Annotated in this window: 21 protein-coding genes; 6 read left to right on the forward strand and 15 right to left on the reverse strand. The window is 38.6% G+C overall.

The features are described 5' to 3' along the window. Window positions 1-29: 29 nt before the first annotated feature. The 6 genes from FcAc13_RS11680 to FcAc13_RS11705 all read right to left on the reverse strand — a co-directional run bounded on the left by FcAc13_RS11680 (window position 30) and on the right by FcAc13_RS11705 (window position 7,430). On the reverse strand, window positions 30-1,256 hold the full coding sequence (locus tag FcAc13_RS11680) for an N-acetylmuramoyl-L-alanine amidase (protein WP_187756390.1): 1,227 nt from the start codon (window positions 1,254-1,256) through the stop codon (window positions 30-32). Window positions 1,257-1,934: 678 nt separating this feature from the next. After that, the gene (gene relA, locus FcAc13_RS11685) at window positions 1,935-4,181 is read right to left on the reverse strand and encodes a GTP diphosphokinase (RefSeq protein WP_187756391.1); all 2,247 of its coding nucleotides are present in this window, start codon (window positions 4,179-4,181) and stop codon (window positions 1,935-1,937) included. A 12-nt stretch (window positions 4,182-4,193) separates the two neighbouring features. Then, on the reverse strand, window positions 4,194-5,513 hold the full coding sequence (gene rlmD / locus FcAc13_RS11690; protein ID WP_187756392.1) for a 23S rRNA (uracil(1939)-C(5))-methyltransferase RlmD: 1,320 nt from the start codon (window positions 5,511-5,513) through the stop codon (window positions 4,194-4,196). Between the two features lie 11 nt (window positions 5,514-5,524). Continuing rightward, window positions 5,525-6,010, reverse strand: coding sequence for a pantetheine-phosphate adenylyltransferase (gene coaD / locus FcAc13_RS11695; protein ID WP_187756393.1), 486 nt, complete (start codon window positions 6,008-6,010; stop codon window positions 5,525-5,527). Between the two features lie 258 nt (window positions 6,011-6,268). After that, window positions 6,269-6,862, reverse strand: coding sequence for a YiiX/YebB-like N1pC/P60 family cysteine hydrolase (locus FcAc13_RS11700; protein ID WP_187756394.1), 594 nt, complete (start codon window positions 6,860-6,862; stop codon window positions 6,269-6,271). Continuing rightward, on the reverse strand, window positions 6,849-7,430 hold the full coding sequence (locus tag FcAc13_RS11705; protein ID WP_187756395.1) for a biotin transporter BioY: 582 nt from the start codon (window positions 7,428-7,430) through the stop codon (window positions 6,849-6,851). The genes FcAc13_RS11700 and FcAc13_RS11705 overlap by 14 nt, the downstream gene beginning before the upstream one ends. A gap of 345 nt (window positions 7,431-7,775) precedes the next feature. Between FcAc13_RS11705 and FcAc13_RS11710 the strand changes: the two genes are divergently transcribed. The 5 genes from FcAc13_RS11710 to trpA all read left to right on the forward strand — a co-directional run bounded on the left by FcAc13_RS11710 (window position 7,776) and on the right by trpA (window position 14,463). Further along, on the forward strand, window positions 7,776-9,335 hold the full coding sequence (locus FcAc13_RS11710) for an anthranilate synthase component 1 (protein ID WP_187756396.1): 1,560 nt from the start codon (window positions 7,776-7,778) through the stop codon (window positions 9,333-9,335). Next, window positions 9,335-10,978 (forward strand): bifunctional anthranilate synthase glutamate amidotransferase component TrpG/anthranilate phosphoribosyltransferase TrpD, encoded by a 1,644-nt coding sequence (gene trpD, locus FcAc13_RS11715; protein ID WP_187756397.1) that lies wholly within the window; start codon window positions 9,335-9,337, stop codon window positions 10,976-10,978. Before FcAc13_RS11710 ends, trpD begins: the two co-directional genes overlap by 1 nt. 37 nt (window positions 10,979-11,015) lie before the next feature. Then, window positions 11,016-12,383 (forward strand): bifunctional indole-3-glycerol-phosphate synthase TrpC/phosphoribosylanthranilate isomerase TrpF, encoded by a 1,368-nt coding sequence (trpCF, locus tag FcAc13_RS11720; protein ID WP_187756435.1) that lies wholly within the window; start codon window positions 11,016-11,018, stop codon window positions 12,381-12,383. Window positions 12,384-12,445: 62 nt separating this feature from the next. Then, window positions 12,446-13,639, forward strand: a complete 1,194-nt coding sequence (trpB, locus tag FcAc13_RS11725) for a tryptophan synthase subunit beta (protein ID WP_187756398.1) — start codon at window positions 12,446-12,448, stop codon at window positions 13,637-13,639. Then, entirely contained in the window at window positions 13,636-14,463 is an 828-nt protein-coding gene (trpA, locus tag FcAc13_RS11730; RefSeq protein ID WP_187756399.1) for a tryptophan synthase subunit alpha, read from the forward strand. Before trpB ends, trpA begins: the two co-directional genes overlap by 4 nt. 278 nt (window positions 14,464-14,741) lie before the next feature. On the opposite strand, the gene flgJ is transcribed toward trpA, so the two are convergent. From flgJ to flgB, 9 genes are read right to left on the reverse strand one after another with little or no spacing between them, the layout of a single operon-like run. Further along, window positions 14,742-15,776 carry a flagellar assembly peptidoglycan hydrolase FlgJ gene (gene flgJ, locus FcAc13_RS11735; RefSeq protein WP_187756400.1) on the reverse strand — a complete coding sequence of 345 codons (1,035 nt, stop codon included), beginning with the start codon at window positions 15,774-15,776 and terminating at the stop codon, window positions 14,742-14,744. 14 nt (window positions 15,777-15,790) lie between these two features. Then, window positions 15,791-16,900: a flagellar basal body P-ring protein FlgI gene (locus FcAc13_RS11740; protein ID WP_187756401.1), complete on the reverse strand. Its 1,110-nt coding sequence runs from the start codon at window positions 16,898-16,900 to the stop codon at window positions 15,791-15,793. A gap of 11 nt (window positions 16,901-16,911) precedes the next feature. Then, complete coding sequence (locus tag FcAc13_RS11745; RefSeq protein ID WP_187756436.1) at window positions 16,912-17,589, reverse strand: flagellar basal body L-ring protein FlgH; 678 nt, start codon at window positions 17,587-17,589, stop codon at window positions 16,912-16,914. A gap of 21 nt (window positions 17,590-17,610) precedes the next feature. Further along, on the reverse strand, window positions 17,611-18,393 hold the full coding sequence (flgG, locus tag FcAc13_RS11750; protein ID WP_187756402.1) for a flagellar basal-body rod protein FlgG: 783 nt from the start codon (window positions 18,391-18,393) through the stop codon (window positions 17,611-17,613). A gap of 13 nt (window positions 18,394-18,406) precedes the next feature. Further along, the gene (locus FcAc13_RS11755; protein ID WP_187756403.1) at window positions 18,407-19,162 is read right to left on the reverse strand and encodes a flagellar basal body rod protein FlgF; all 756 of its coding nucleotides are present in this window, start codon (window positions 19,160-19,162) and stop codon (window positions 18,407-18,409) included. A gap of 21 nt (window positions 19,163-19,183) precedes the next feature. Continuing rightward, window positions 19,184-20,395, reverse strand: a complete 1,212-nt coding sequence (gene flgE, locus FcAc13_RS11760; protein WP_187756404.1) for a flagellar hook protein FlgE — start codon at window positions 20,393-20,395, stop codon at window positions 19,184-19,186. A 12-nt stretch (window positions 20,396-20,407) separates the two neighbouring features. Beyond that, window positions 20,408-21,121: a flagellar hook assembly protein FlgD gene (gene flgD / locus FcAc13_RS11765; protein ID WP_425499473.1), complete on the reverse strand. Its 714-nt coding sequence runs from the start codon at window positions 21,119-21,121 to the stop codon at window positions 20,408-20,410. Window positions 21,122-21,148: 27 nt separating this feature from the next. Further along, entirely contained in the window at window positions 21,149-21,553 is a 405-nt protein-coding gene (flgC, locus tag FcAc13_RS11770) for a flagellar basal body rod protein FlgC (RefSeq protein ID WP_223064601.1), read from the reverse strand. Between the two features lie 5 nt (window positions 21,554-21,558). Next, window positions 21,559-21,975, reverse strand: a complete 417-nt coding sequence (gene flgB / locus FcAc13_RS11775) for a flagellar basal body rod protein FlgB (RefSeq protein WP_187756406.1) — start codon at window positions 21,973-21,975, stop codon at window positions 21,559-21,561. A 155-nt stretch (window positions 21,976-22,130) separates the two neighbouring features. On the opposite strand from flgB, the gene flgA reads away from it, so the two are divergent. Next, window positions 22,131-22,796: a flagellar basal body P-ring formation chaperone FlgA gene (gene flgA, locus FcAc13_RS11780; RefSeq protein ID WP_187756407.1), complete on the forward strand. Its 666-nt coding sequence runs from the start codon at window positions 22,131-22,133 to the stop codon at window positions 22,794-22,796. Window positions 22,797-22,811: the final 15 nt, after the last annotated feature.

Raw genomic sequence — 22,811 nt, forward strand, 5'->3', positions numbered from 1 at the left:
GGTCAGTAAAATTTGCCAAAATACCTAAATTATTTTTTTCGTAATTTAATATACTCTTTGATTCCTTCAAATATCGCCTTAGCCATTTGATTTTGGAAGGTTGCTGTTTTCAATTTTTTCTCTTCATTAAGATTACTGATAAATGCCGTTTCAACTAAGACTGAAGGCACATCAGGGGCTTTCAATACTGCAAATCCAGCTTTTTCAACCCGACTATTATGTAACGTACTAACATTTTTCATTTTACTTAATATAGCGTTTCCCAAAATTAAGCTATTACTTTTAGTAATTGTTTGCACTAAATCTAAAATCGTATGATCTAAATAGTGATCACCACTACGACTTACACCACCGATTTCATCAGCTTCATTCTGGGTCTGAGCTAAATAATTAGCAGCCGAGCTACTGGCGCCTTTAGTTGACAAAGCAAAAACCGAAGAACCGCGAACACTACGTTTAATAAAAGCATCAGCATGGATCGAAATAAACAGATCAGCACGTAATGCGCGTGCTTTTTCAACCCGCACAATTAAAGGTAAAAACACATCTTCATTACGGGTCATATGTACAGCGATATTTTTTTCCTTTTTCAATAAATCACGTAATCGGCGAGCAATCTGTAATACGACATCTTTTTCACGGGTTTTATAGTAACCTATTGCGCCAGGATCTTCGCCACCATGACCAGGATCTAAAACCACAATAATTTTATTTTTATCTTTTTGAATCGTTGTTGTCACCGGCGGCTCATTGTCATCTAATTGTCCTTTATTAAATTCATTTAAAAGTGCTAATAAAGGATCATCATCTCCAGTATTATTTTGAGCAGGGTAAAGGTCAATAACCAGACGATTTTTAAATTCTGAAATCGGTTTTAAGGTAAATAAATTAGGTTTGATATCTTGTTTTAATTCAATCACTAACCTTACCGTTTTAGCATCAAATTGACCAACACGTATCAATTTAATATAAGGATCATCTGTTTTCACCAAGGTGGAAATATTGCGAAATGTGGCATTAAGGTTGAGATCATCAATATCAATAACTAAACGCTTGGGATTAGTTAACATATATTGCTTATACGTTAACGCCGTATTTGATTCTAATGTCACTCGTGTATATGTTGATGAAGGCCATACCCGTACAGCAACCATTTGTGCGGGAGCGGCAAAACCAACACGCGTGGCAGATAATAAACAAACGGCAGCGATACCTTTTACTAATAATCGTCTGGTTGGATTGAATGAAGCGGGCATAACATCACATACAAAATCTATTCATTGTTCTGGCGACTATCATATCATAAAACATGATTTGAGGATAATTAAGAAACGAAAAGGGATACCAGGCAATGTGTTAAATAAGTTTTTTTAGGAAATTATGTAGAAACAATCGGTTATTATCTATTGTAACACATTGAACAAAAATTTCTTAAAAAGTGTTAAATATTTCACATTCTAATGGCAAAAATACAATATTTAACATGTTACCCATGTCGGAGTTAGTGGCTCAAGCTAGCACTTTAATACCCCCGCTGGCGCCCACGACCAAGAGTTCTTTAGGTGACTTCCTTCAGTTCAGCGATTTTACTAATCAACCTCCGCGTATCGTATATCCTATATGCTTACAGTTTATTTAGCATTCATGCCGAATACTCTATGACAATCGCTGTACTAGGTAGTCCGCAAGTGAGAAAGCTAAATAGTATTATATAACCAATTGATTAATAATTAAAAATAAGTTGCAAAACTACCTTGACCTGACCCCTGCGCTGCAGAACGCAGGAGCATAAGGGGGTCGTTTAAAAACCTTCGGCAGTCTGAGCGCAACTTTGTATGTATTGCGCTGTTGCTTATAAGGTGAAACAAACAGTGCGATAAGCGAGAGAATAACCTGCACAAAATCATTAATAATAACGGTCGGTTATTAAAATGTTAGCTAGTAAGTCTTTTGGCTTCAATGACGTCTGGCAGTTGTGCTAATTTATTTAATACCCGTGTGATTGCTTCTTGATTATTGACTTGCATATCAATATCCATTGTTGCGACTTGTCCTTTTGCATCGAGTCGGCTGGAAAAGCCTAAAACATTCACCTTTTCATTAGCAACAATCGTGGTGATATCACGTAATAAACCGCTACGATCATTAGCAATCACTCTCACTACCATGGTATAGCTACTAAATGTATTGCTATTCCATGTTGCATTAACAATCCGTTCTGGTGCATGTTGTTTTAAATCAATTAATTGCTCACAATCGGCACGATGAATTGAAATCCCTCTACCTAATGTGACAAAACCAACGATCTCATCACCAGGAATAGGTCGACAACATTTCGCCATAATAATCATTAAATTGCCTATACCTTCAATAATAATTTCACTGTTGTTTTTCTTACTGTTTTTATTTAGGTTATTGGTTTTTTGTGTGATTTGTTTTAATGCAGCCTGATCTTCTTCTTCGGCAGTTGGTTTATTAAATTGCGCATTAATGTAATTGACTAATTGATTAATACGAATATCGCCACTGCCAATCCCGGCTAACACTTCTTCAAAAGTGTGAGCGTTGTAACGATTTATTAGCAGTTTATCGACATCTTTCAAATTTAACTCTAATGGTATTAATTCTGATTCAAGTATATCTTTACCTGTCGCAATATTTTTTTCGCGATCTTGTTTTTTAAACCAAGCTTGAATTTTAGCTCGGGCTCGGCTACTGTTGACAAAACCAGTATTTGGGTTTAACCAGTCACGACTTGGATTAGGGTGTTTTTGGGTAATTACTTCAATCTCATCCCCCATTTTCAATTGATAAGTAAATGGCACAATCCGTCCACCTACTTTGGCACCAATACAACGGTGCCCAACATCGCTATGAATATGGTACGCAAAATCAAGTGGTGTTGATCCAGTCGGTAAATCGACAACATCGCCTTTTGGCGTGAAAACATATACCCGATCATCGAAAACCTGGCTGCGGATTTGCTCTTGAATTTCACCGTTTTCTGACATCTCTTGTTGCCAGGCCAACAGTTTTCGCAACCAAGTAATTCGTTGGTCATAAGCTGTCATTTTATCGGTACTGCCTTCTTTATATTTCCAGTGGGCAGCAACACCTAATTCGGCATCATTATGCATTTGCTCAGTGCGAATTTGAATTTCAATGGTTTTGTCTTGCGGTCCATAGATAACAGTATGAATTGATTGATAGCCATTTGGTTTGGGATTGGCAACATAATCATCAAATTCTTTAGCTATATGTTTATATTGGCTATGAACAATACCTAATGCGGCGTAACAATCTTCAACTCTATCACAAATAATTCTTACAGCTCGGATATCGTAAAGTTGTTCAAAGGATAAGTGTTTACGTTCCATTTTACGCCAAATACTGTAAATGTGTTTTGGTCGACCGTAAACTTCAGCACGAATATGGTCTTGATCCATCATGTTTTGTAAATTTGCCACAAAATCATGAATATATCGTTCACGATCAAGTCGTTTTTCTTTTAAGTTTTTCGCAATGGTACGATAATCATCGGGATGTAAATAACGGAAACAAAAATCTTCAATTTCCCATTTTAATTGACCGATACCTAAGCGATTAGCTAACGGCGCATAAATATTGAAACACTCTTTTGCTGCCAGAATTTGTTTTTCGCGAGGTTCATTAATCAATTTTCGTAAATAGGTAATACGCTCTGCCAGTTTAATAATCACACTACGGTAATCGTTGACCATTGCTAATAGCATGCGACGGATGCTATCAATCTGTTCAAGTGTTGCCGTACCATTACGAATTGCACTTAATTGGCGAATACCTTTCATACGAATAATACTGGTCACTAAATGTAAGATTTCACGATCAAACTCTTCATTGATATCTTCATGGCGAATGATTTTAGCATCTAAAAAAGGGAAAACTAATGCGGCACATAAGCTATCAATGTCCATATTAAGCTTAGATAAAATTTCCACCATCTCAATCGCATATTGAAAATAGGCACTTTGCTCAGGTGAGCCAGCACTATGCTCAAAACAAAAATCCCATATCGACTTAAACTTGATATACGATTTTGAATTGGTTAAACATAAGATTTGTTTAGCCCATTGCTCAACATCAAATTGTTCTAACGCAATAAGCTCGTTACTGTATTGATGTGCTTCTCGTATTGATACCATTAGTTGTGTTCCTTATTTTATGAACAGTAGCATCGACTCAATATGCTTAGTTTGTGGAAACATATCTAAAATTGAAGCTTTCATAATTTGATAACCGGCTTCAATTAGTTTTTTACTGTCTCTGACTAGCGTTGCCGGATTACAGGATATATAAACAATATGGCTTGGTTGATGTGCAATAATTTTATCCATTATCGGGTAAGCGCCAGCACGAGCAGGGTCAAGTAATATCTTATTAATGTCAGCCGTGAACCAAGATGGTTGGTTAGTTACTTCATCTAAATTACTGACAAAAAAATCGACCTCGGCTAATAAACTTTGCTGATTTAATATAGCATTATGCTTAGCTTTTTCAACTAGAGCCGGAACGCCTTCTACGCCAATGACTTTTTGGCAACGCTTCGCCAACGGTAATGAAAAATTACCCATGCCACAAAAGAGATCTAATACCTGATCGGTTGGCTGTAGATCAAGCCAATTAAGTGCTTGAGCTATCATCTGACGATTGATTTCGCTATTAACTTGAATAAAATCCAGCGGACTAAATGTCAAAGTTAAGCCATCAATGTCATAATAGTGCATCTGAGGACCGCTATAGTGAACTAATGATTCCCCCAAAAGATACAAGCTAAGCGCATGTTGTTTGGCAAAGGTGACTAAGGTGGTGATATCTTGATCAGAAAATGGTTTGATATGCCGCAAAATTATCATGCTTCCGCTTTCAGTATGGAGCAGTTCTATATGTCCGAATGCTTTTTTATCCTTTAAATGGGTTAAACAATTTTTTAATGGTATCAATAAATGTTCTAATTCTGGCACTAATACTGGGCACATTTTTATATCGACAATTTGATTTGATTCAACTTGTCTAAATCCCATCCATAACTGATTTTTTTGCCACATTACTGCTAAACGTGCACGACGACGATAATGATAGGGCGTTGCTGCAATAACATTAATGTTTGTTGTTTCCAGTGTGTAATCGGCCTCTTTTTTTAGTAGATTCGCTAAGGCTTGAGCTTTAACATCGTGTTGTAATTGCTCTGGAATATGTTGCATTTCACAGCCACCGCACCTTTGATAATGGTTACATTGCGGTGTTATACGTTGCGGACTTTTACGTTGATATTGTATAACACTAGCTTTTGCAAACTGCTTTTTATCTTCGGTCAATTTTGCTTTGACTTGTTCTTGAGGTAATGCATTTTTGACAAATACTGTTTTACCATGATAATCAGCAATACCTTGCCCAAACGCATCAAGGGCATGAATTGTCACATCGATTGTTTTGGATGAAACTGTTTTTTTAGGTGGTGAATAAAATAAAACCATAGCAATTCTACTTAACTAACACGTTTTAATAATGCCTGCTTGACATGAATTGGTACTAAACCACTAATGTCGCCATGATGAAGCGCCACTTCTTTGACAATGGTTGAGGAAATAAATCCTGTTACCAGTGAAGGCATCAAGAAGATAGTATCTAAATCAGGTTTTAAGCTGCGATTCATTTCTGCTAATTGTCGCTCATATTCAAAATCATAAGTAGTACGTACGCCTCGCACCAATACTGTAGCTTGATGTGCTTTAGCAAAATCAGCCATTAGATTAGCATAGCCAATGACTTCGACATTCGCTAAATGTGCAAGTGAATTTTCTGCCAATTCAACCCGTTCATTCAAGGTAAATAGAGTCTTTTTATTGGGACTTTCTGCTACGGCAACAATTAAACGTGGAAATAACAACGCTGTCCGGGTAATTAAATCAATATGACCATTAGTTATAGGATCAAATGTACCCGGAAAAATGGCTGTTGATGCTGTTTTCATTAGTGAACCTACATTAAATCAAAAATATCTGCCACATATCATACCGAAAATGTGGCTAAATTGTTAGCATCTGTCTAAGATATCGATTCAATAGATCTTGTGCCATAACGATGACTGATTTTGCTATAGCTCTCTCAATTTCTCTATTTAGTTTACGTAGATGGATGTACATAATTAAGATTAATCGATGGATTTAATGTCAAACATATTGCGATTAGTTATCTGTAAAAATATCCAATATGATGAGTATCCGAATACTCAAGCAAATGTTAGCATTTCATGAGTTTTTAAGTGAATTATGGACGCAAAACATGAACTTTGTCGTAATAATTGTTGTGGGTGGGAACCGGGTAAATCATGTGGAATGATTTGTTTTAACTTGTCATAATAGTTAATCCAATATGGCAGAATTTGTTGAGTGGTAGTATCTCTAAAATTCATTGGATAACATTGAAAATAATCGTTACCTTGATGTGTTTTAAAAGCATGGGTAATTAATTGACTACAATATAATCCTTTATCATCTGGATGAAAACTAAAATTATAGGGTAATCCCAAGTAAGATTTAGCACGCGCTATGGCTGGTGCAATCAGTGATGGTTCATTAATGGTTGTAATCACATTTTCATTAGCGTCATCAAGAAAGGCGGACAAGGGGCGCATGATCACCCCTTGTTTTTGAGTTGCTTCAATGATTTGCCCATTACCGATATATAAACCAACATGGTTTATCTGCGCAATATTAACCGAATCTAATGTTGCACCGGAGCAGCTAACTGCATGATTAAACTCATCCTCGTTATCAAGGCTTTGAAAAATAATGCAGCCTACACAGAAATTATTTTTTAGCACTTTGACGCCATAAGCTAAACATAATCAATGTCGCAATAATGAATTTTAATGCATCAATACCAACAAAAGGTAAATAACCCATTTCAAATGCTTCAAATAAACTGATTTGGAAATAAAATTTCAAATAAACTACGCCAAAAATAAATAAAATTTGATGTGCAATGGCAAAAGTAATAATGCCACTTAACAATTTACGATCATAGCCACGTTCAGCAGCATAGCCTGCTACATATGCCGCAAAGATATAACCATATAAATAACCTGCTGAAGGTGACATTAATGCTGCTAAACCGCCACTACCATTAGCAAATACGGGTAAACCAAGGGCTCCGACAAATAAATATTGCATTAAAGACAATGCTGCTAGTTTACGACCTAGGAAGGCACCGACCAACAATACCGCTAATGATTGCAAAGTAAAAGGTACTGGATAAGCTGGAATACTGATGTTAGCTGCTATGCCTAAAAATAGTGTAGCAACTGATGTTGTAAGTAATTTACGTTGCCAAGATGTTAATGACACGAGGGTGTCAATAAATGGTGAACAATATGTTGACTGATTTTTCATAATAATGACCTTTCTTATTTTTAGTGAACCGCAATATGATGCCTAAAAATAGCCTGAATGTAAACTAATATTAATTATATTAGTTTACATTCAGGTTAAATAAGGTATTTTGGCTAAGATTTACAGCTTGACAACAACCACTGAACTAGTATAGTAGTACAAAATAATCTTGAGAATAACAAAATGCATGGTTTACGATTCATATTTTTTTTAACAAACATATCGTTATGTTGGCAAACCTGACTTGGCGGGTGAGGTATGTGATTTAATCGATAATCAATAAAACCTGACCCAGTTAACTGGGTTTTTTTATGCCATATTCATCTAAATAAGGAGTGGATTACAATGCCAACGTTGCAACAACTAAAAAAAATCGTTCATTATAATAACGATCCAACCCAAATATTCAATCAACTTTGTGAAAAACGCGATGCTACACTACTTTTAGAGTCAGCCGAAATTGATAATAAACAAGGTATTAAAAGTGTGATGATTATCGATTCAGCACTACGGATTACCGCATTAAATCATCAAGTTCAAGTCGCAGCATTAACGAAAAATGGCGCGACATTACTCCCGTTACTAGCACAATCATTTAATACAAACGTTACAAAACAATTATCCACCGAAACCCAAACACTTACGATCAATTTTACACCAATTGATGAAGTGCAAGATGAAGATTCACGCTTAAAATCATTATCTGTTTTTGATGTATTACGTAACCTGATGAAATTAGTCAAATTACCGTCAGATGCAACTAATGATGCTATATTTCTAGGTGGATTATTTGGGTATGATTTAGTTGCTGGATTCGAAAATTTACCAATTCTTGCTACTGAGCAGCGTTGTCAAGACTATTGTTTCTACCTTGCGGAAACCTTATTGGAAATTAATCATAAAAATATTACTAGCACCTTAAAAGCGAGTATATTTACACCAAACCAAGCTGAAGAAGAGCGTTTAACACAACGGTTATTGCAACTTAGCCAACAATTAGCACAGCCTTTAAAACCCATTCAACAACAATCTTTAACTAACATTGATATTGATTGTAATCTCAGTGATGATGATTTTAATACCATTGTGAAAAAGATGCAGGATGCAATTCAGCAAGGCGAAATCTTTCAGGTGGTGCCATCACGACGCTTTACTTTACCTTGTCCGCAACCTTTAGCCGCTTATCATACTTTAAAGCAGAATAACCCTAGTCCTTATATGTTTTACATGCAAGATCCTGACTTTACGATTTTTGGCGCCTCGCCTGAAAGTGCACTAAAATATACCCAATCGACCAATCAAGTGGAAATTTATCCGATAGCCGGTACTCGTCCACGAGGCGTTAGAGCCCAAGGCGCTATCGATTATGATTTAGATAGTCGTTTAGAGTTGGAAATGCGAACCGATAAGAAAGAATTAGCTGAACACCTAATGTTAGTGGATTTGGCGCGTAATGATTTAGCGAGAATTTGCCAACCAGGGAGTCGTTATACTAAAGAATTATTAAAAGTGGATCGTTATTCTTGTGTAATGCATTTAGTTTCTCGTATTGTTGGGCAATTACGTACCGATTTGGATGCTTTACATGCCTATCAGGCAACCATGAATATGGGTACCTTAACCGGTGCTCCAAAAGTACGAGCCATGCAGTTGATTGCAGAATCAGAAAAAACTAAACGTGGCAGTTATGGTGGCGCAATCGGTTATTTTACTGCTAATGGCGATTTAGATACCTGTATTGTTATTCGTAGTGCGTATGTTGAAAACGGTATTGCCACTGTGCAAGCAGGCGCGGGAGTGGTGTTAGACTCCAATCCACAATCCGAAGCTGACGAATCTCGTAATAAAGCCCGTGCGGTAATTCAGGCTATTGCACAAGCACATCATGTCACAGGAGAATTCTAATGGCGAATATTCTATTTCTTGATAATATTGATTCGTTTACTTATAACTTAGTAGATCAACTCCGCTATAGTGGGCATCAAGTGACAATTTACCGCAACACCCTACCGGCACAAGTCATCATTGATAAACTGTCTCAACTTGATAATCCGATTCTGTTTTTATCGCCAGGGCCTGGTACACCAAGTCAAGCCGGTTGCATGCCTGAACTATTAAAACGTTTAAAAGGTCAATTACCGATTATTGGTATTTGCTTGGGGCATCAAGCGATTGTGGAATCCTATGGTGGCACCATTGTGCCAGCAGGTGATATATTGCATGGCAAAGCGTCATTGATTAAACATGATGGTAAATTGATGTTTAAAGATTTACCTAATCCGTTACCTGTAGCACGTTATCATTCATTAAAAGGTGAGAATATTCCTGAATCATTAACGATCAATGCCATGTTTGATAATATTGTCATGGCGGTGAGAAATGATCGAGATCGTGTATATGGTTTTCAGTTTCATCCTGAATCTATCTTAACCATTAATGGTGCACAATTATTAAATCAAACCATTGAATGTGCTTTAACGCCGCCGCCAATTTTGTTAACCGATTCCGTCACACCGGAAAAAACAGCAGCTCAAACCAGTGAACGGTTGATTCAACCGATTTTAAATAAATTGTATCAAGGTCAACCCCTTGAACAAACAGAAAGTGAAACGCTATTTAGTCAAATAATTCAAGGTAAATTAGAGCCTACTAAACTTGCTACCGCCATTATTAGTATGAAAGTTCGTGGCGAAACACCGCAAGAAATCGCTGGTGCAGCTAAAGCTTTATTAAGCCATGCTGATCCGTTTACTACACCAGATTATGATTTTGCCGATATCGTTGGTACCGGTGGCGACGGTTCAAATAGTATTAATATTTCCACAGCCAGTACGTTTGTTGCTGCAGCATTAGGTTTCAAAGTGGCGAAGCATGGTAATCGTGGAGTATCAAGTAAATCTGGATCATCAGATGTATTAGCTGCGTTGGGGATTAAGCTGAATATGTCTGCCGATATCGCACGACAAGCGCTGGATGATTTAGGTGTTTGTTTCTTGTTTGCCCAGCAATACCATTCTGGTTTTCGTCATGCCGCGCCAATTCGTCAACAGCTTAAAACACGAACAATTTTTAATATATTAGGGCCATTAATTAATCCAGCTAAACCGAAACGAATATTACTGGGCGTGTATCATCGAGATTTACTAGAACCGATTGCGCAAACCTTGTGTATGTTAGGTTATCAGCACGCTATTGTGGTGCATGGCTCAGGTATGGATGAGGTGGCAATTCATGGTACGAGTAATGTGGCAGAAGTTATCGACGGTAATATTACCTATTATGATGTTTCACCCCAAGACTTTGGGTTACCAACTTACACTTTAAAAGATATTGAAGGCGGTACCCCAGAGCAAAATCGGGATAGTTTAACCGATATATTACAAGGTCGTGGTAAACCGGCTAATGAAGCTGCGATTGCCGTTAATGTGGCCATGTTAATGAAACTTTTTGATCACAACGATTTACCAGCTAATGCGGCACAAGCGATTGCGATGATGCGCAGTGGTAAACCTTATCAGTTGTTAGCGGCTTTAGCACAACGAGGTTAATTTTATGGCAATGGAATCACTCCAAAATAATGTCGCAATGGCGACAGTACTAAAAAAAATTGTGACTGATAAAGCGCTTTGGCTTGCTCAAAGAAAACAAACTCAGCCGTTAACTTCTTTTAAAGAACAATTAGCGCCAAGTGATCGTGATTTTTATCAGGCATTAACAGATCAACATAGTGTATTTATTTTAGAATGTAAAAAAGCATCGCCATCTAAGGGATTAATTCGTGATGATTTTGATCCAGAAATGATAGCTAAAACGTATGCCGTTTATGCGAATGTGATTTCGGTATTAACCGATGAAAAATATTTTCAGGGCAGTTTTGATTTTTTACCGATAGTGAAACAGCACACCCATCAACCGATACTCTGTAAAGACTTTATTATCGATGAATATCAAATCTATTTGGCACGTTATTATCAAGCTGATGCAGTGTTATTGATGTTATCGATACTGAGTGATGCGCAATACCTAGCATTAAGTCAGCTGGCACATCAGTTAAATATGGGGGTACTGACGGAAGCCAGTACCCAACAAGAGGTCGAACGAGCAATTACATTAAATGCTAAAGTGATCGGCATTAATAATCGTGATTTGCGTGATCTTTCAGTTGATCTTAATCGTGTTAAACAGTTATCAGCAAAAATTCCGACAGATCGCATTGTGATCAGTGAATCAGGTATTTATACTCATGCTCAAGTGCTAGATTTAAGTCATTATGCGCAGGGATTCTTAATTGGAAGTGCCTTAATGTCAGAATATAACCTTGAACTAGCGGTTCGCAAAGTAATATTGGGTGAAAATAAAATCTGTGGTTTAACTCGCAAGCAAGATGCATTAGCCGCTTATCAAGCTGGGGCGGTGTATGGCGGATTAATCTTTGTAACAGATTCACCACGCTATATTGAACCACAACAAGCCCGCCTAGTGATGTCGGCTGCTAAATTGAATTGGGTCGGTGTGTTTAGAAATGAAACCCCTGAACAGGTTGCTCAATTAGCTAAACAGCTTAAATTATATGCGGTACAGTTACACGGCAGTGAAGATCAAAACTATATCCAACACTTAGCGACGTTATTACCAAAAAGGTGCCAAATTTGGCAAGCACTTAGTATTCAGGATGTTATACCCGACCACACTCATTCGGCTATCCAGCGTTATATTTTTGATCAAGGACAAGGCGGAACAGGGCAAACTTTTGATTGGCAATTACTGGCTAATCAAAAGCTTGATAATGTCATTTTGGCTGGGGGAATCAATCCAGACAATGCGGTCACTGCGATACAAACGGGTGTAACGGGGCTTGATATTAATTCTGGCGTTGAGGTCTCGCCGGGGAAAAAAGATGCACAACAATTACACACACTCTTTGCACGGTTAAGATGCTACCCTTTTGCTTAACCCAATAATGATGAATAAAAAATTTTAAGTTATCTTATCGATAACCATAAAAGGAAAACATAATGGCAAAATTAAATCCTTATTTTGGTGAATTTGGTGGTCAATATGTACCTCAAATACTCATTCCTGTACTTGATGAGCTTGAACAAGCATTTTTAGCCGCTAAAGATGATCCGTCATTTCAACAAGAATTTCATGATTTGTTGAAGAATTATGCTGGTCGTCCTACACCGTTGACGCTCTGTCGTAATTTAACCGCCGGTAGTAAAACCAAGCTTTATCTGAAACGTGAAGATTTAGTGCATGGCGGTGCACATAAAACTAATCAAGTATTAGGTCAAGCATTACTAGCTAAGCGTATGGGTAAAACTGAAATCATTGCTGAAACAGGAGCCGGCCAACATGGGGTTGCTTCTGCACTTGCCTGCGCTCTACTTGGTTTGAAATGTCGCATCTATATGGGTGAAAAAGATGTTCAGCGCCAAGCTCCCAATGTTTTTAGGATGCGTTTAATGGGGGCAACCGTGATTCCAGTTACCAGTGGAAGTGCCACGCTAAAAGATGCCTGTAATGAAGCATTGCGTGACTGGTCAGGCAGTTATGAACGTGCACATTATATGCTTGGTACTGCAGCAGGTCCGCACCCTTTCCCAACTATTGTGCGAGAATTCCAACAAATGATTAGTGCTGAAGCCAAACAACAAGTACAAGAAAAAGAAGGCCGTTTACCTGATGCCGTAATCGCTTGTGTTGGCGGTGGATCAAATGCGATTGGTATGTTTGCCAATTTCATTGATGAAGCTAACGTTCAACTTATTGGCGTCGAACCCGGTGGGCACGGTATTGAAACGGGTCATCATGGCGCGTCATTAAAACATGGTAAACTCGGTATCTATTTTGGTATGAAATCACCTATGATGCAAACTGAAGAGGGGCAAATTGAGGAGTCCTACTCCATTTCTGCTGGACTCGATTTCCCGTCAGTGGGACCTCAGCACGCTTATCTTGATAGCATCGGACGAGCACAATACGTTTCGATCACTGATGATGAAGCTTTAGAAGCTTTTAAAGCCTTATCACGCCATGAAGGGATTATTCCTGCATTAGAATCATCACATGCATTGGCTTATGCAATGAAATTAATTAAACAAGATCCAGAAAAAGAACAATTACTTATCGTAAATCTTTCCGGTAGAGGAGATAAAGATATCTTCACCGTATACGATATTTTAAAAGCAAGAGGGGAAATCGCATGAGCCAAGTTACCATATCTAATCGCTATCAAGACTTATTTACAGAATTGACTAAGCAAAATCGCGGTGCGTTTGTCCCTTTTGTTGCGATCGGTGATCCTACTCCAGAACTCTCCTTGCAAATTATTGATACCTTAGTGAATGCTGGCGCTGATGCATTAGAACTAGGAATTCCATTTTCTGACCCATTAGCTGACGGTCCGACAATTCAAGAAGCCAATTTACGTGCTTTTGCTGGTGGTATCAATGTTGCTAAATGTTTTGAGATTTTAAGCCAAATTCGCCAAAAACATCCAACCATTCCAATCGGCTTATTGCTCTATGCTAATCTCGTGTTTAAAGGTGGTATCGATAAGTTTTATGCTCGCTGTGCTCAAGCTGGCGTAGATTCGGTATTGGTTGCGGATGTGCCACTTTCTGAATCGACACCATTTAAACAAGCTGCATTAAAACATGGTATTGCACCGATATTTATTTGTCCACCGAATGCCGATGATAACGTAATAAAAGCGATTGCGGAAAATGGTCAAGGCTATACCTATTTAGTATCGCGTGCTGGTGTAACGGGTACCGAAAATAAAGCTAATAAACCCTTAACGCATTTACTCAGCAAACTTAAACAGTTTAATGCGCCGCCGGCGATTCAAGGATTTGGTATTTCAACCCCACAACAAGTCAGTCAAGCGATACAAACTGGAGCGGCTGGAGCAATTGCGGGTTCGGCAACGGTAAAAATTATCGCGGAAAATCAAACAAATCCTAGTGTTATGCTGAAAAAATTAGCAGATTTTGTAATCGCAATGAAAGCCGCTACCGGGAATAATTAGGAAATATTTTTAACTATAGCTGCCAGTTGCTCGCTTACCCTGTTATTGGTTTCGCCTTTATAGCAACGCGCTCAATATATGGTTACTGGAACTTAGCTGAGCCGAGGGTTTTAAACGCAACCTCTCGGCTCGCGTGTTGTAGCGCACGATGGCGAGTGGGAAGCCAGCCCATGAATTTGGCATAGGTAGGCGTTAACTTTTGTACTGTAGTGATTAATGCCCGAAATAACGCCATGGAGTAAGAAAATCATTTCCTACATCATCCATAAAACTAAAAATTAGATTTTAATTGGCATAAATCCAGCTGCTTGTGGTAGGCGAATTGATTTTATCATTGCTTCGATCTTATCAATCAACTGGATGAGTTTGTCAGCGTAATTAGGGTCGGTGGCATAGTTAGCTTGTTGTAATGCGATAGCTGCATCCTTGGCTGTTGGCGCTTGGGTCACCATTTGATAACGTGGGTTTTGACTTAATAATCGGACATAATCTTCGACAGCTTGCCGAAGATTATCATAAACACGAAAATGCTGTATGGTTTTAATTTTTTCATCTTTTGTATATTCTGAGGTAGTAATTTGCGTTGTTTTACCTTGCCATGTTGAACCTGCTTTAATTGCAAAATAATTATAACTCGGTTTACCATCATCAGTTGTAATCTGTTTTTGCCCCCAGCCTGTTTCTAGTGCGGCTTGGGCAATAATGACTTGATATGGAATACCCGTTTGCTTGGCTGCTTTGATCGCTGGATCTAGCCATTGATTAATAAATTGTGCAACATTATTATCATTGTGTTGCGCAGGGGAATAGCTTGTCGTAAGTGAGTTATCTGTTGGTTGGATAAATGGTTGATTTGCTAGATTATGATATAAGACTTGTCCAAGATTTTTTACGGAAACATTTGTCGAATCAGTAAATAATGATTCGGCTAAAGAATATGATGTTGGTGCCTGATTGGCTGTTATCTGTAATGCATGTGGAGATTTCGATTGTGATGTGTCTGATGATGTCGATGCCGTCAACTGCTTGGTTAACATATCGGCTAGACCCAAACCATTACCGGCCGCTTGTTGAGCAACTTGTTGATCAAACATCGATGTAAACATCTGTGTTGCAGAGCTGTTAAACAATCCGCCTTCCGGTACTGCTTTACGCATACTTTGCATCATCATATTGATAAATAATGTTTCAAATTGTTGGGCAACATGTTTGATATTGTCAGCTGAACCATTTATTGCCTGCTGTTTAAGGTGGTGTAAACCTGACATATCAAAAGCTAAGCGGTTAGAATAGTGATTAATATTATTCATCATTAACGATATCACAACTACATGGTTTCTAAACTAGCATGTAAACAGCCTGCTGTTTTCAATGCTTCTAAAATTGATATTAATTCGCTTGGTTTGGCACCTAATTCATTCAGTGCGTTAATCACTTGGTTGAGATTGGTGCTGGTAGATATATTATGTAGCGAACCATTTGTTTGATGCACGGCTATTTGTGTTTCGGGAACAACAACGGTATCGCCTTCCGTTAATGGCGTGTTAGGTTGACTCACTTTCAATTGATTATTGATGATAACTGATAAATTACCTTGAGCTACTGCACAGTTGTCTAACATAACATTTTGATTCATCACGACCACACCGGTACGAGTATTGACGACGATTTTAGCACTAACCGGTGTACTGGCGACCGGTAAATCCTGCACGTATGATAAAAATTTAACCCGTTCACTGCTTTCAGAGGGAATTTTTACAGCAACAGTACTGCCATCTAAGGCGATAGCCGAATCTTTTTGCCATTGATTAATCGCGTTAGAAATGGTTAAAGCACGGGTGAAATCGAATTGATGCAAATGTAAATGGATAACATTTTGCTGTTCGAAACTACTTACGAGTTCTCGCTCAATGGTAGCACCTTTCGGGATGGTTGCACCCGCTAATTGATTCACACTAACACTACTCCCTTGAGAACTGGCACCGACCCCTCCTACCAGTAAATTGCCTTGTGCGATCGCATAGACTTGATTATCTGCACCTTTTAATGGTGTCATAATTAATGTACCACCCCGTAAACTTTTCGCATTACCCAGTGATGATACTACTACATCGACTTGCTGACCAATATGTGGAAAAGGCGGTAATTTTGCTGTTACCATGACGGCTGCTACATTTTTTAATTGCATATTACTCCCAGTTGGGACTGTAATGCCTAGTTGTGACAACATATTGGTAATACTTTGAATGGTGAATGGGGTTTGTGATGTTTGGTCTCCAGTACCATCTAATCCTACGACAATACCATAACCAACTAAGGCATTTTCTCTTACCCCTTGAATAGTAACTAAATCGCGGATGCGCTCGGCATAACAGTCGTTTAGTAACATGATCATAATCAAAATAGGATAAATGAATAAATGCAATTTTTTTAACATAATAAACCGTTTTAAAAAGGTGAAAGATTTAAAAATAATCGTTGTAACCAACCCATTGTTTGTGCTTCGTCAATATAACCATTACCAACATATTCAATGCGCGCATCGGCGACTTGGGTTGATATTACCGTGTTATTACCGCTAATTGTTCTTGGATTAACGACGCCTGAAAAACGAATAAACTCAGTACCTTGATTAATCGCAATCTGTTTTTCACCAACTACTTTTAAATTACCATTGATCATAACGTCCTGAACGGTGACTGTTATGGTACCACTAAAGGTGTTTTTGGCATTGGCACCGCCGGAACCTTTAAAGTCATTACCACCAGTGATATCCGCATCGATTTTACCGCGACCTAAGGCTCCATCAAGAAAAGTTGGGATTGCTTTCACCCCTAGATTAGTTGAACCATTTCGTCCGGCTGTAATCGAAGAACTTTTACTGGCGCTAACGTTTTCTTGCAACACAATTGTTAATACATCACCAATATGGCGTGGTCGACGATCTTCAAACATAGGTTGATAACCGTAGCTACTGGGTTGTGCTGCTTGGTAAATTGAACCACTATAATTGGTGATAGTGGGGACTTGTGGCGTTACACTGGTTTCACCTTCCACCAATGCTTTTTTCGGTAACTGAGCACAACTAGTTACAAGCATAGCAGTAATAATACAAACATATCTCATCACGTTGACCATAGGTTAAACTTAAAGTTGATTTAACCGTTGTAGCATCTGATCTGATGCTGAAATGGCTTTGCTGTTAATTTCGTATGCACGTTGTACTTGGATCATATTAACTAATTCTTCTGCTACGTTAACATTCGATGTTTCGGTATAACCTTGATAAAGCAAACCGGCACCATTTAAACCTGGGGTATTTTCAGTTGGCGCTCCAGAACTTTCAGTTTCTAAATAAAGATTTTCACCGACACTTTCTAACCCAGCATCATTAATAAAGGTATGTAGTGTTAACTGTCCCACTTGCACTTGACTGGATTGATTAGCCAGTGTGACATTAACAATACCATCGCGTGATACGGTCATTTTGGTAGCATTGCTTGGGATATTAATAGTAGGTTGAATTTCATACCCATTTGCGGTGACGAGTTGACCGTTCTGATTGACTTGAAATGCACCGCTACGGGTATATGCTTGGGTACCGTCGGGCAGCAATACTTGGAAAAAACCCTGACCATTTATCGCAATATCACTACTGTTATCTGTCAATTCTAAATTACCTTGACTGTGGATTCGTTCGGTTGCCACAGGGCGTACTCCTGTACCAATCTGTAATCCTGATGGTAAGGTCGTTTGTTCTGAAGATTGCGCACCTGGTTGCCGCATTGTTTGATAAAGTAGATCCTCAAACACGGCCCTTTGACGTTTAAATCCAGTAGTACTGACATTAGCAAGATTATTCGAGATAATATCCATATTCATCTGCTGAGCGGATAATCCTGTTTTGGCAATCCATAATGATTTGATCATTTGTTTATCCTATTTAAGTTAATGATAAGATTTGGTTAGCTTTTTGAGCATTTTCATCTGCGGTCATGATACTTTTCATCTGCATTTCAAATTTACGCGAATGACTGATCAAATCAACCATGGCAGAAACCGGATTGACATTACTGCCTTCTAATACACCAGACATTAATTTGGTGTTTGGGTTATCCGGTAAGGTCGTGCCACGTTGATTTTTGGTTTGGGCAGTCAAATGAAACAAGCCATCATCACCTCGTACAATTTCGTTCGGTTGTAGCGCAACACGTTTAATTTTCCCCACTTGGGCAATGGTAGTGGGATCGTCGCCAGCGCCTAGTGATGAAAGCGTACCATCAGTGCTAATACTCACCTCAGCTTGTAAAGGAATAGTAAGCACGCCGCTATCACCCAGTAACGGGTAGCCTTGAACGGTGAGGGTGCCGTTCTCGTCTACTTGAATTGCGCCGTTACGGGTATAAGCTTCGTTACCATCAGGTAATTGAATTGCCAGCCAATGATCTTGCGCTAATGCGATATCAAGTTCACGACCAGTATAATTTAACGTCCCCATTGTATTGTCAAATTGTGGGGTTGTTGTAGTGACTAATGTTCGCGTTGCCATACTATTACCTTGAATTGGAACCGCTTTCATGGTGGCAAGTTGTGCTCGAAATCCGGTGGTCGAGACATTGGCTAAATTATGGCTAGTAATTGCTTGTTGGTTAAGAGCCTGACTGGCTGCCGACATAGCAGTATAAATAACGCGATCCATTAACTTATTCCTTTTATGTAATTAACGTAAATTAACTAACGTATTAAGAATTTGATCCTGAGTTTTAATGGTTTGAGAATTGGATTGATAGTTACGTTGCGCAACAATCATATTAACCAATTCTTGACTCATATCAACATTTGAATTTTCAATCGCTCCGCTGGTTAAAGAACCAAATGTTCCTGAACCTGCTATACCAATAACAGCATCACCTGATTGATTGGTCGACCGCCAGTTGTTATTTCCGGCGGATTCAAGTCCGTTAATATTGGCAAAGTCAGCCATGGCGATTTGCCCTAATAACATGGTTTGTTGATTAGAATAGATACCATAAATTGATCCATCATCATTGATACTGTAACCCACTAGCTCGCCGGCAACATAACCATCAACAATAGGTGTTTTTACACTACCGGCTTCTTTATCTAAATTTTGTTGACTACTGTTAGCTAAGGATAAGGTAAAGCTATTAGCCGCAGCTCCTTTGATACCGTTAATATTAATGCTCATCTCGGGTTCACTTATCAGTTTACCAGATGTATCAAAGGCCATTACACCAGCTTTAGTCAATTCAGCATCAGGATCACTACTATCGAGATAATGCACATCCCATTGATTATCTGCTGTTTTAACATAGAAAAGTTGCACATTGTGCGGATTACCAAGTGAGTCATAAGTGGTAATCGTGGTTGAATAGTTAAACGTATCAGCATCACTCGCATTAATTGGAGATTTGCTCGGAACACTATGATTTGAATTAAGGTTTACTTGTAGTGCTGCTTTGGTGGTAGCTGATGCATTAAGCATGGTTTGTGGAATACTCAATGGTTGTGGCGTAGCGCCTTGCTGAATGGTTGGTGGATTACCTGTTGCCAGATAACCGGATAAATATAAACCATCAGCAGAGATGATGTTTCGTTCACTATCCATTTGAAACTGACCATTACGTGTATAGTAGGCCTGTCCAGAACTATCCACTAAGCGAAAAAAACCATTACCAGAAATTGCTACATCTAAACTATTATTAGTACTGGTAACGGTGCCATCATTAAAGTTTTGCATCACCGATGCCACTTTCACGCCCATACCGACTTTTGAACCGGCATACATATCAGCAAAAGAGATACTAGCACTTTTAAAGCCAGCGGTTGCCGAATTAGCAATATTATTACCAATGACATCTAACTGTTGTGCGGCGGCGTTCATACCGCTGATTGCTTGAGAAAATCCCATAATAAATGATCCTTAAAGAATTTGACGTACGTCGTGAATGCTTACTGTGCCCGATATACCTAAATCAAGTAAAACGGTGTTATTAATGCGGCTGTTAATGACGCCATATACCATAGAATATGAGAGTGGTGTTGCGGGTATTTTTTGACCATCATAACTAGCGTTGACGGTAAATGTATAACTACCATCAGCAGCGATTGTGCCATCATTAAGTTCACCATCCCATGAAAATGAACTGACGCCTGCTGGCACTTTACCTAGATCGACTTCCCGCACAACATTACCATTTTCATCACGGATCGTAATGATAACTGAATCCGCATCTCTTGATAATTCAAAACCAAATGGTGTGGTAATGGTTTCCATATTGTTTTCATTGTCTGTACTACCTTCAGCCGGCGTCGTGGCGACCAAAATTTTTTCACCTGGCACCATTACCCCACGACCAATCATATTACTGGCATTAACCGATAAACTATTATCGATCTGCCCAGATACTATACCTAAAGTGGTATTAAGTTTTTCAATACCCGATAAGGTACTGATTTGGGCTAATTGAGAGGTTAACTGACTGTTATCCATTGGATTAGTGGGATCTTGGTTTTTCATCTGTGCGATGAGTAAGGTTAAAAAATGATCTTGTAACTCTTGGCTGCTATTACCATCAGATGGAGTTGCTTTTACTGACCGACTAGCCGGATCGATTGCATTTGCTGAAACCGGTATACTCGAAACGCCCATAATAATTCCTTGTTATTGTCCTAAGGTGAGGGTTTTTAACATTAAGTTTTTAGCAGTATTTATCACTTCAATATTTGCTTGGTAACTACGTGAGGCCGAGATGGTGTTGACCATTTCGCTTACGATGTCGACATTAGGTTTTTGGATATAACCACGGGCATCCGCTAGTGGGTGATGCGGTTCATAAACCAGATTCATTGGCGATGGATCTTCGATAACTTTCGCTACTTTTACTCCACCAATCACACTACCGGTGCCTTGATCATCAACCTGAAAAATGACCTGTTTAGCACGATAAGCTTCGCCAGACGTGCTAGTGATACTATCAGCATTGGCCAGATTACTGGCGCTGATATTCAGGCGTTGCGTTTGAGCAGTAAGCGCTGAGCCAGCAATATTGAAAATGGAGAAACTCATGATTATTATCCTTGTTGCAAGACTGACATTAAGCTTTTAAATTGTTCGCCTAAAAACGTTAAGCTACCTTGATAGTGCACACTGTTATCCATGAATGCCATACGTTCTAGATCCATATCAACGGTGTTGCCGTCGGCCGAATCCTGAAAGGGTATCCGATATAATGCATCTGGGCTAAATTGCTGTGGTAGGTTAACTTGTATATGTTGAGGAGATGTAACATGCAATCCGATCGCGGTTTGTCGCTTGACTTGATGTTGCTCGATAGCCTTGGTTAATTCCACTCTAAAATCGATATCACGCGCCTGATAGTTAGGTGTATCACTATTGGCAATATTGGCGGCTAAGATCTGTTGACGTTGGGCACGTAAATTGAGCGCCTGGCGGTGAAATCCAATCATTGTGTCTAATTTATCAAGCATTGTATCTACTCTGTTATTGGTATGGTAAGAATTTTAAGCGACACAAAAAAAAATCATCGTATAAATAACTACAAAAAGTGTCCCTATTTTTTGCTTTAAGCATGTTATTGATGGCGTAAAATTGCTGTAATGATTAATAAGTTAGATGATAAATAATGATAAAAATTAAAATGTTATTTTTTGCTAGTTACCTTTTGTTGACTGGCAATATCGTGTTTGCCAATTCACTGGATCAACAAATAGAAGTATTTATTACGGAACAATGGCGTGATATTGCTGATGATATTACAATTCATTATTCGCAACAAAGACCACAATTAAGTTGTGATAAACCAACATTAGCTTTGCTCAATCGACATAAAATGTCAGGTAATGTGACGATAAAAGCCCAATGTGCAAATAAGCAAGCTTTTATTCCTGTGAATGTTGCAGTGGCGGGGAATTATGTGGTGGCTAACCAAGCGATTGCTGCTGGAAGTTTAATCTCAACCGATCATGTTCGTTTACAGTCTGGTCGGTTAGATCAATTACCATCAACAGTTATTTTACAAAAAAATCAAGTTATTAATCATATTGCTTTACGTAATATTGTGGTTGATCAACCTATCAAAACGACGATGATTAGAAAACCGTGGCAAGTTAAAGCTGGGCAACTTGTCCAATTAGTGATTACGGGGGACGGTTACCAAATTATTACCCAAGGTAAACCATTAACCAATGCCGCACTAGGGGAGAGCGTTAATGTGCGTACCCAAAGTGGCAAAATTATTTTAGGAACAGTTACCAATCAAGGCATTACTGTTTTCAACAAAAAAAATTAATGAAATCCGAAAAAA

The organism is Frischella japonica, assembly GCF_014489845.1.
Taxonomy (GTDB): domain Bacteria; phylum Pseudomonadota; class Gammaproteobacteria; order Enterobacterales; family Orbaceae; genus Frischella; species Frischella japonica.

Coding starts and splice junctions, on each gene's coding strand:
- FcAc13_RS11680 (WP_187756390.1), bottom strand. CDS start 1,256: ATGCCCGCTTCATTCAATCCAACCAGACGATTATTAGTAAAAGGTATC.
- relA (WP_187756391.1), bottom strand. CDS start 4,181: ATGGTATCAATACGAGAAGCACATCAATACAGTAACGAGCTTATTGCG.
- rlmD (WP_187756392.1), bottom strand. CDS start 5,513: ATGGTTTTATTTTATTCACCACCTAAAAAAACAGTTTCATCCAAAACA.
- coaD (WP_187756393.1), bottom strand. CDS start 6,010: ATGAAAACAGCATCAACAGCCATTTTTCCGGGTACATTTGATCCTATA.
- FcAc13_RS11705 (WP_187756395.1), bottom strand. CDS start 7,430: ATGAAAAATCAGTCAACATATTGTTCACCATTTATTGACACCCTCGTG.
- FcAc13_RS11710 (WP_187756396.1), top strand. CDS start 7,776: ATGCCAACGTTGCAACAACTAAAAAAAATCGTTCATTATAATAACGAT.
- trpD (WP_187756397.1), top strand. CDS start 9,335: ATGGCGAATATTCTATTTCTTGATAATATTGATTCGTTTACTTATAAC.
- trpCF (WP_187756435.1), top strand. CDS start 11,016: ATGGCGACAGTACTAAAAAAAATTGTGACTGATAAAGCGCTTTGGCTT.
- trpB (WP_187756398.1), top strand. CDS start 12,446: ATGGCAAAATTAAATCCTTATTTTGGTGAATTTGGTGGTCAATATGTA.
- trpA (WP_187756399.1), top strand. CDS start 13,636: ATGAGCCAAGTTACCATATCTAATCGCTATCAAGACTTATTTACAGAA.
- flgJ (WP_187756400.1), bottom strand. CDS start 15,776: ATGATGAATAATATTAATCACTATTCTAACCGCTTAGCTTTTGATATG.
- FcAc13_RS11740 (WP_187756401.1), bottom strand. CDS start 16,900: ATGTTAAAAAAATTGCATTTATTCATTTATCCTATTTTGATTATGATC.
- FcAc13_RS11745 (WP_187756436.1), bottom strand. CDS start 17,589: ATGAGATATGTTTGTATTATTACTGCTATGCTTGTAACTAGTTGTGCT.
- flgG (WP_187756402.1), bottom strand. CDS start 18,393: ATGATCAAATCATTATGGATTGCCAAAACAGGATTATCCGCTCAGCAG.
- FcAc13_RS11755 (WP_187756403.1), bottom strand. CDS start 19,162: ATGGATCGCGTTATTTATACTGCTATGTCGGCAGCCAGTCAGGCTCTT.
- flgE (WP_187756404.1), bottom strand. CDS start 20,395: ATGGGATTTTCTCAAGCAATCAGCGGTATGAACGCCGCCGCACAACAG.
- flgC (WP_223064601.1), bottom strand. CDS start 21,553: ATGAGTTTCTCCATTTTCAATATTGCTGGCTCAGCGCTTACTGCTCAA.
- flgB (WP_187756406.1), bottom strand. CDS start 21,975: ATGCTTGATAAATTAGACACAATGATTGGATTTCACCGCCAGGCGCTC.
- flgA (WP_187756407.1), top strand. CDS start 22,131: ATGATAAAAATTAAAATGTTATTTTTTGCTAGTTACCTTTTGTTGACT.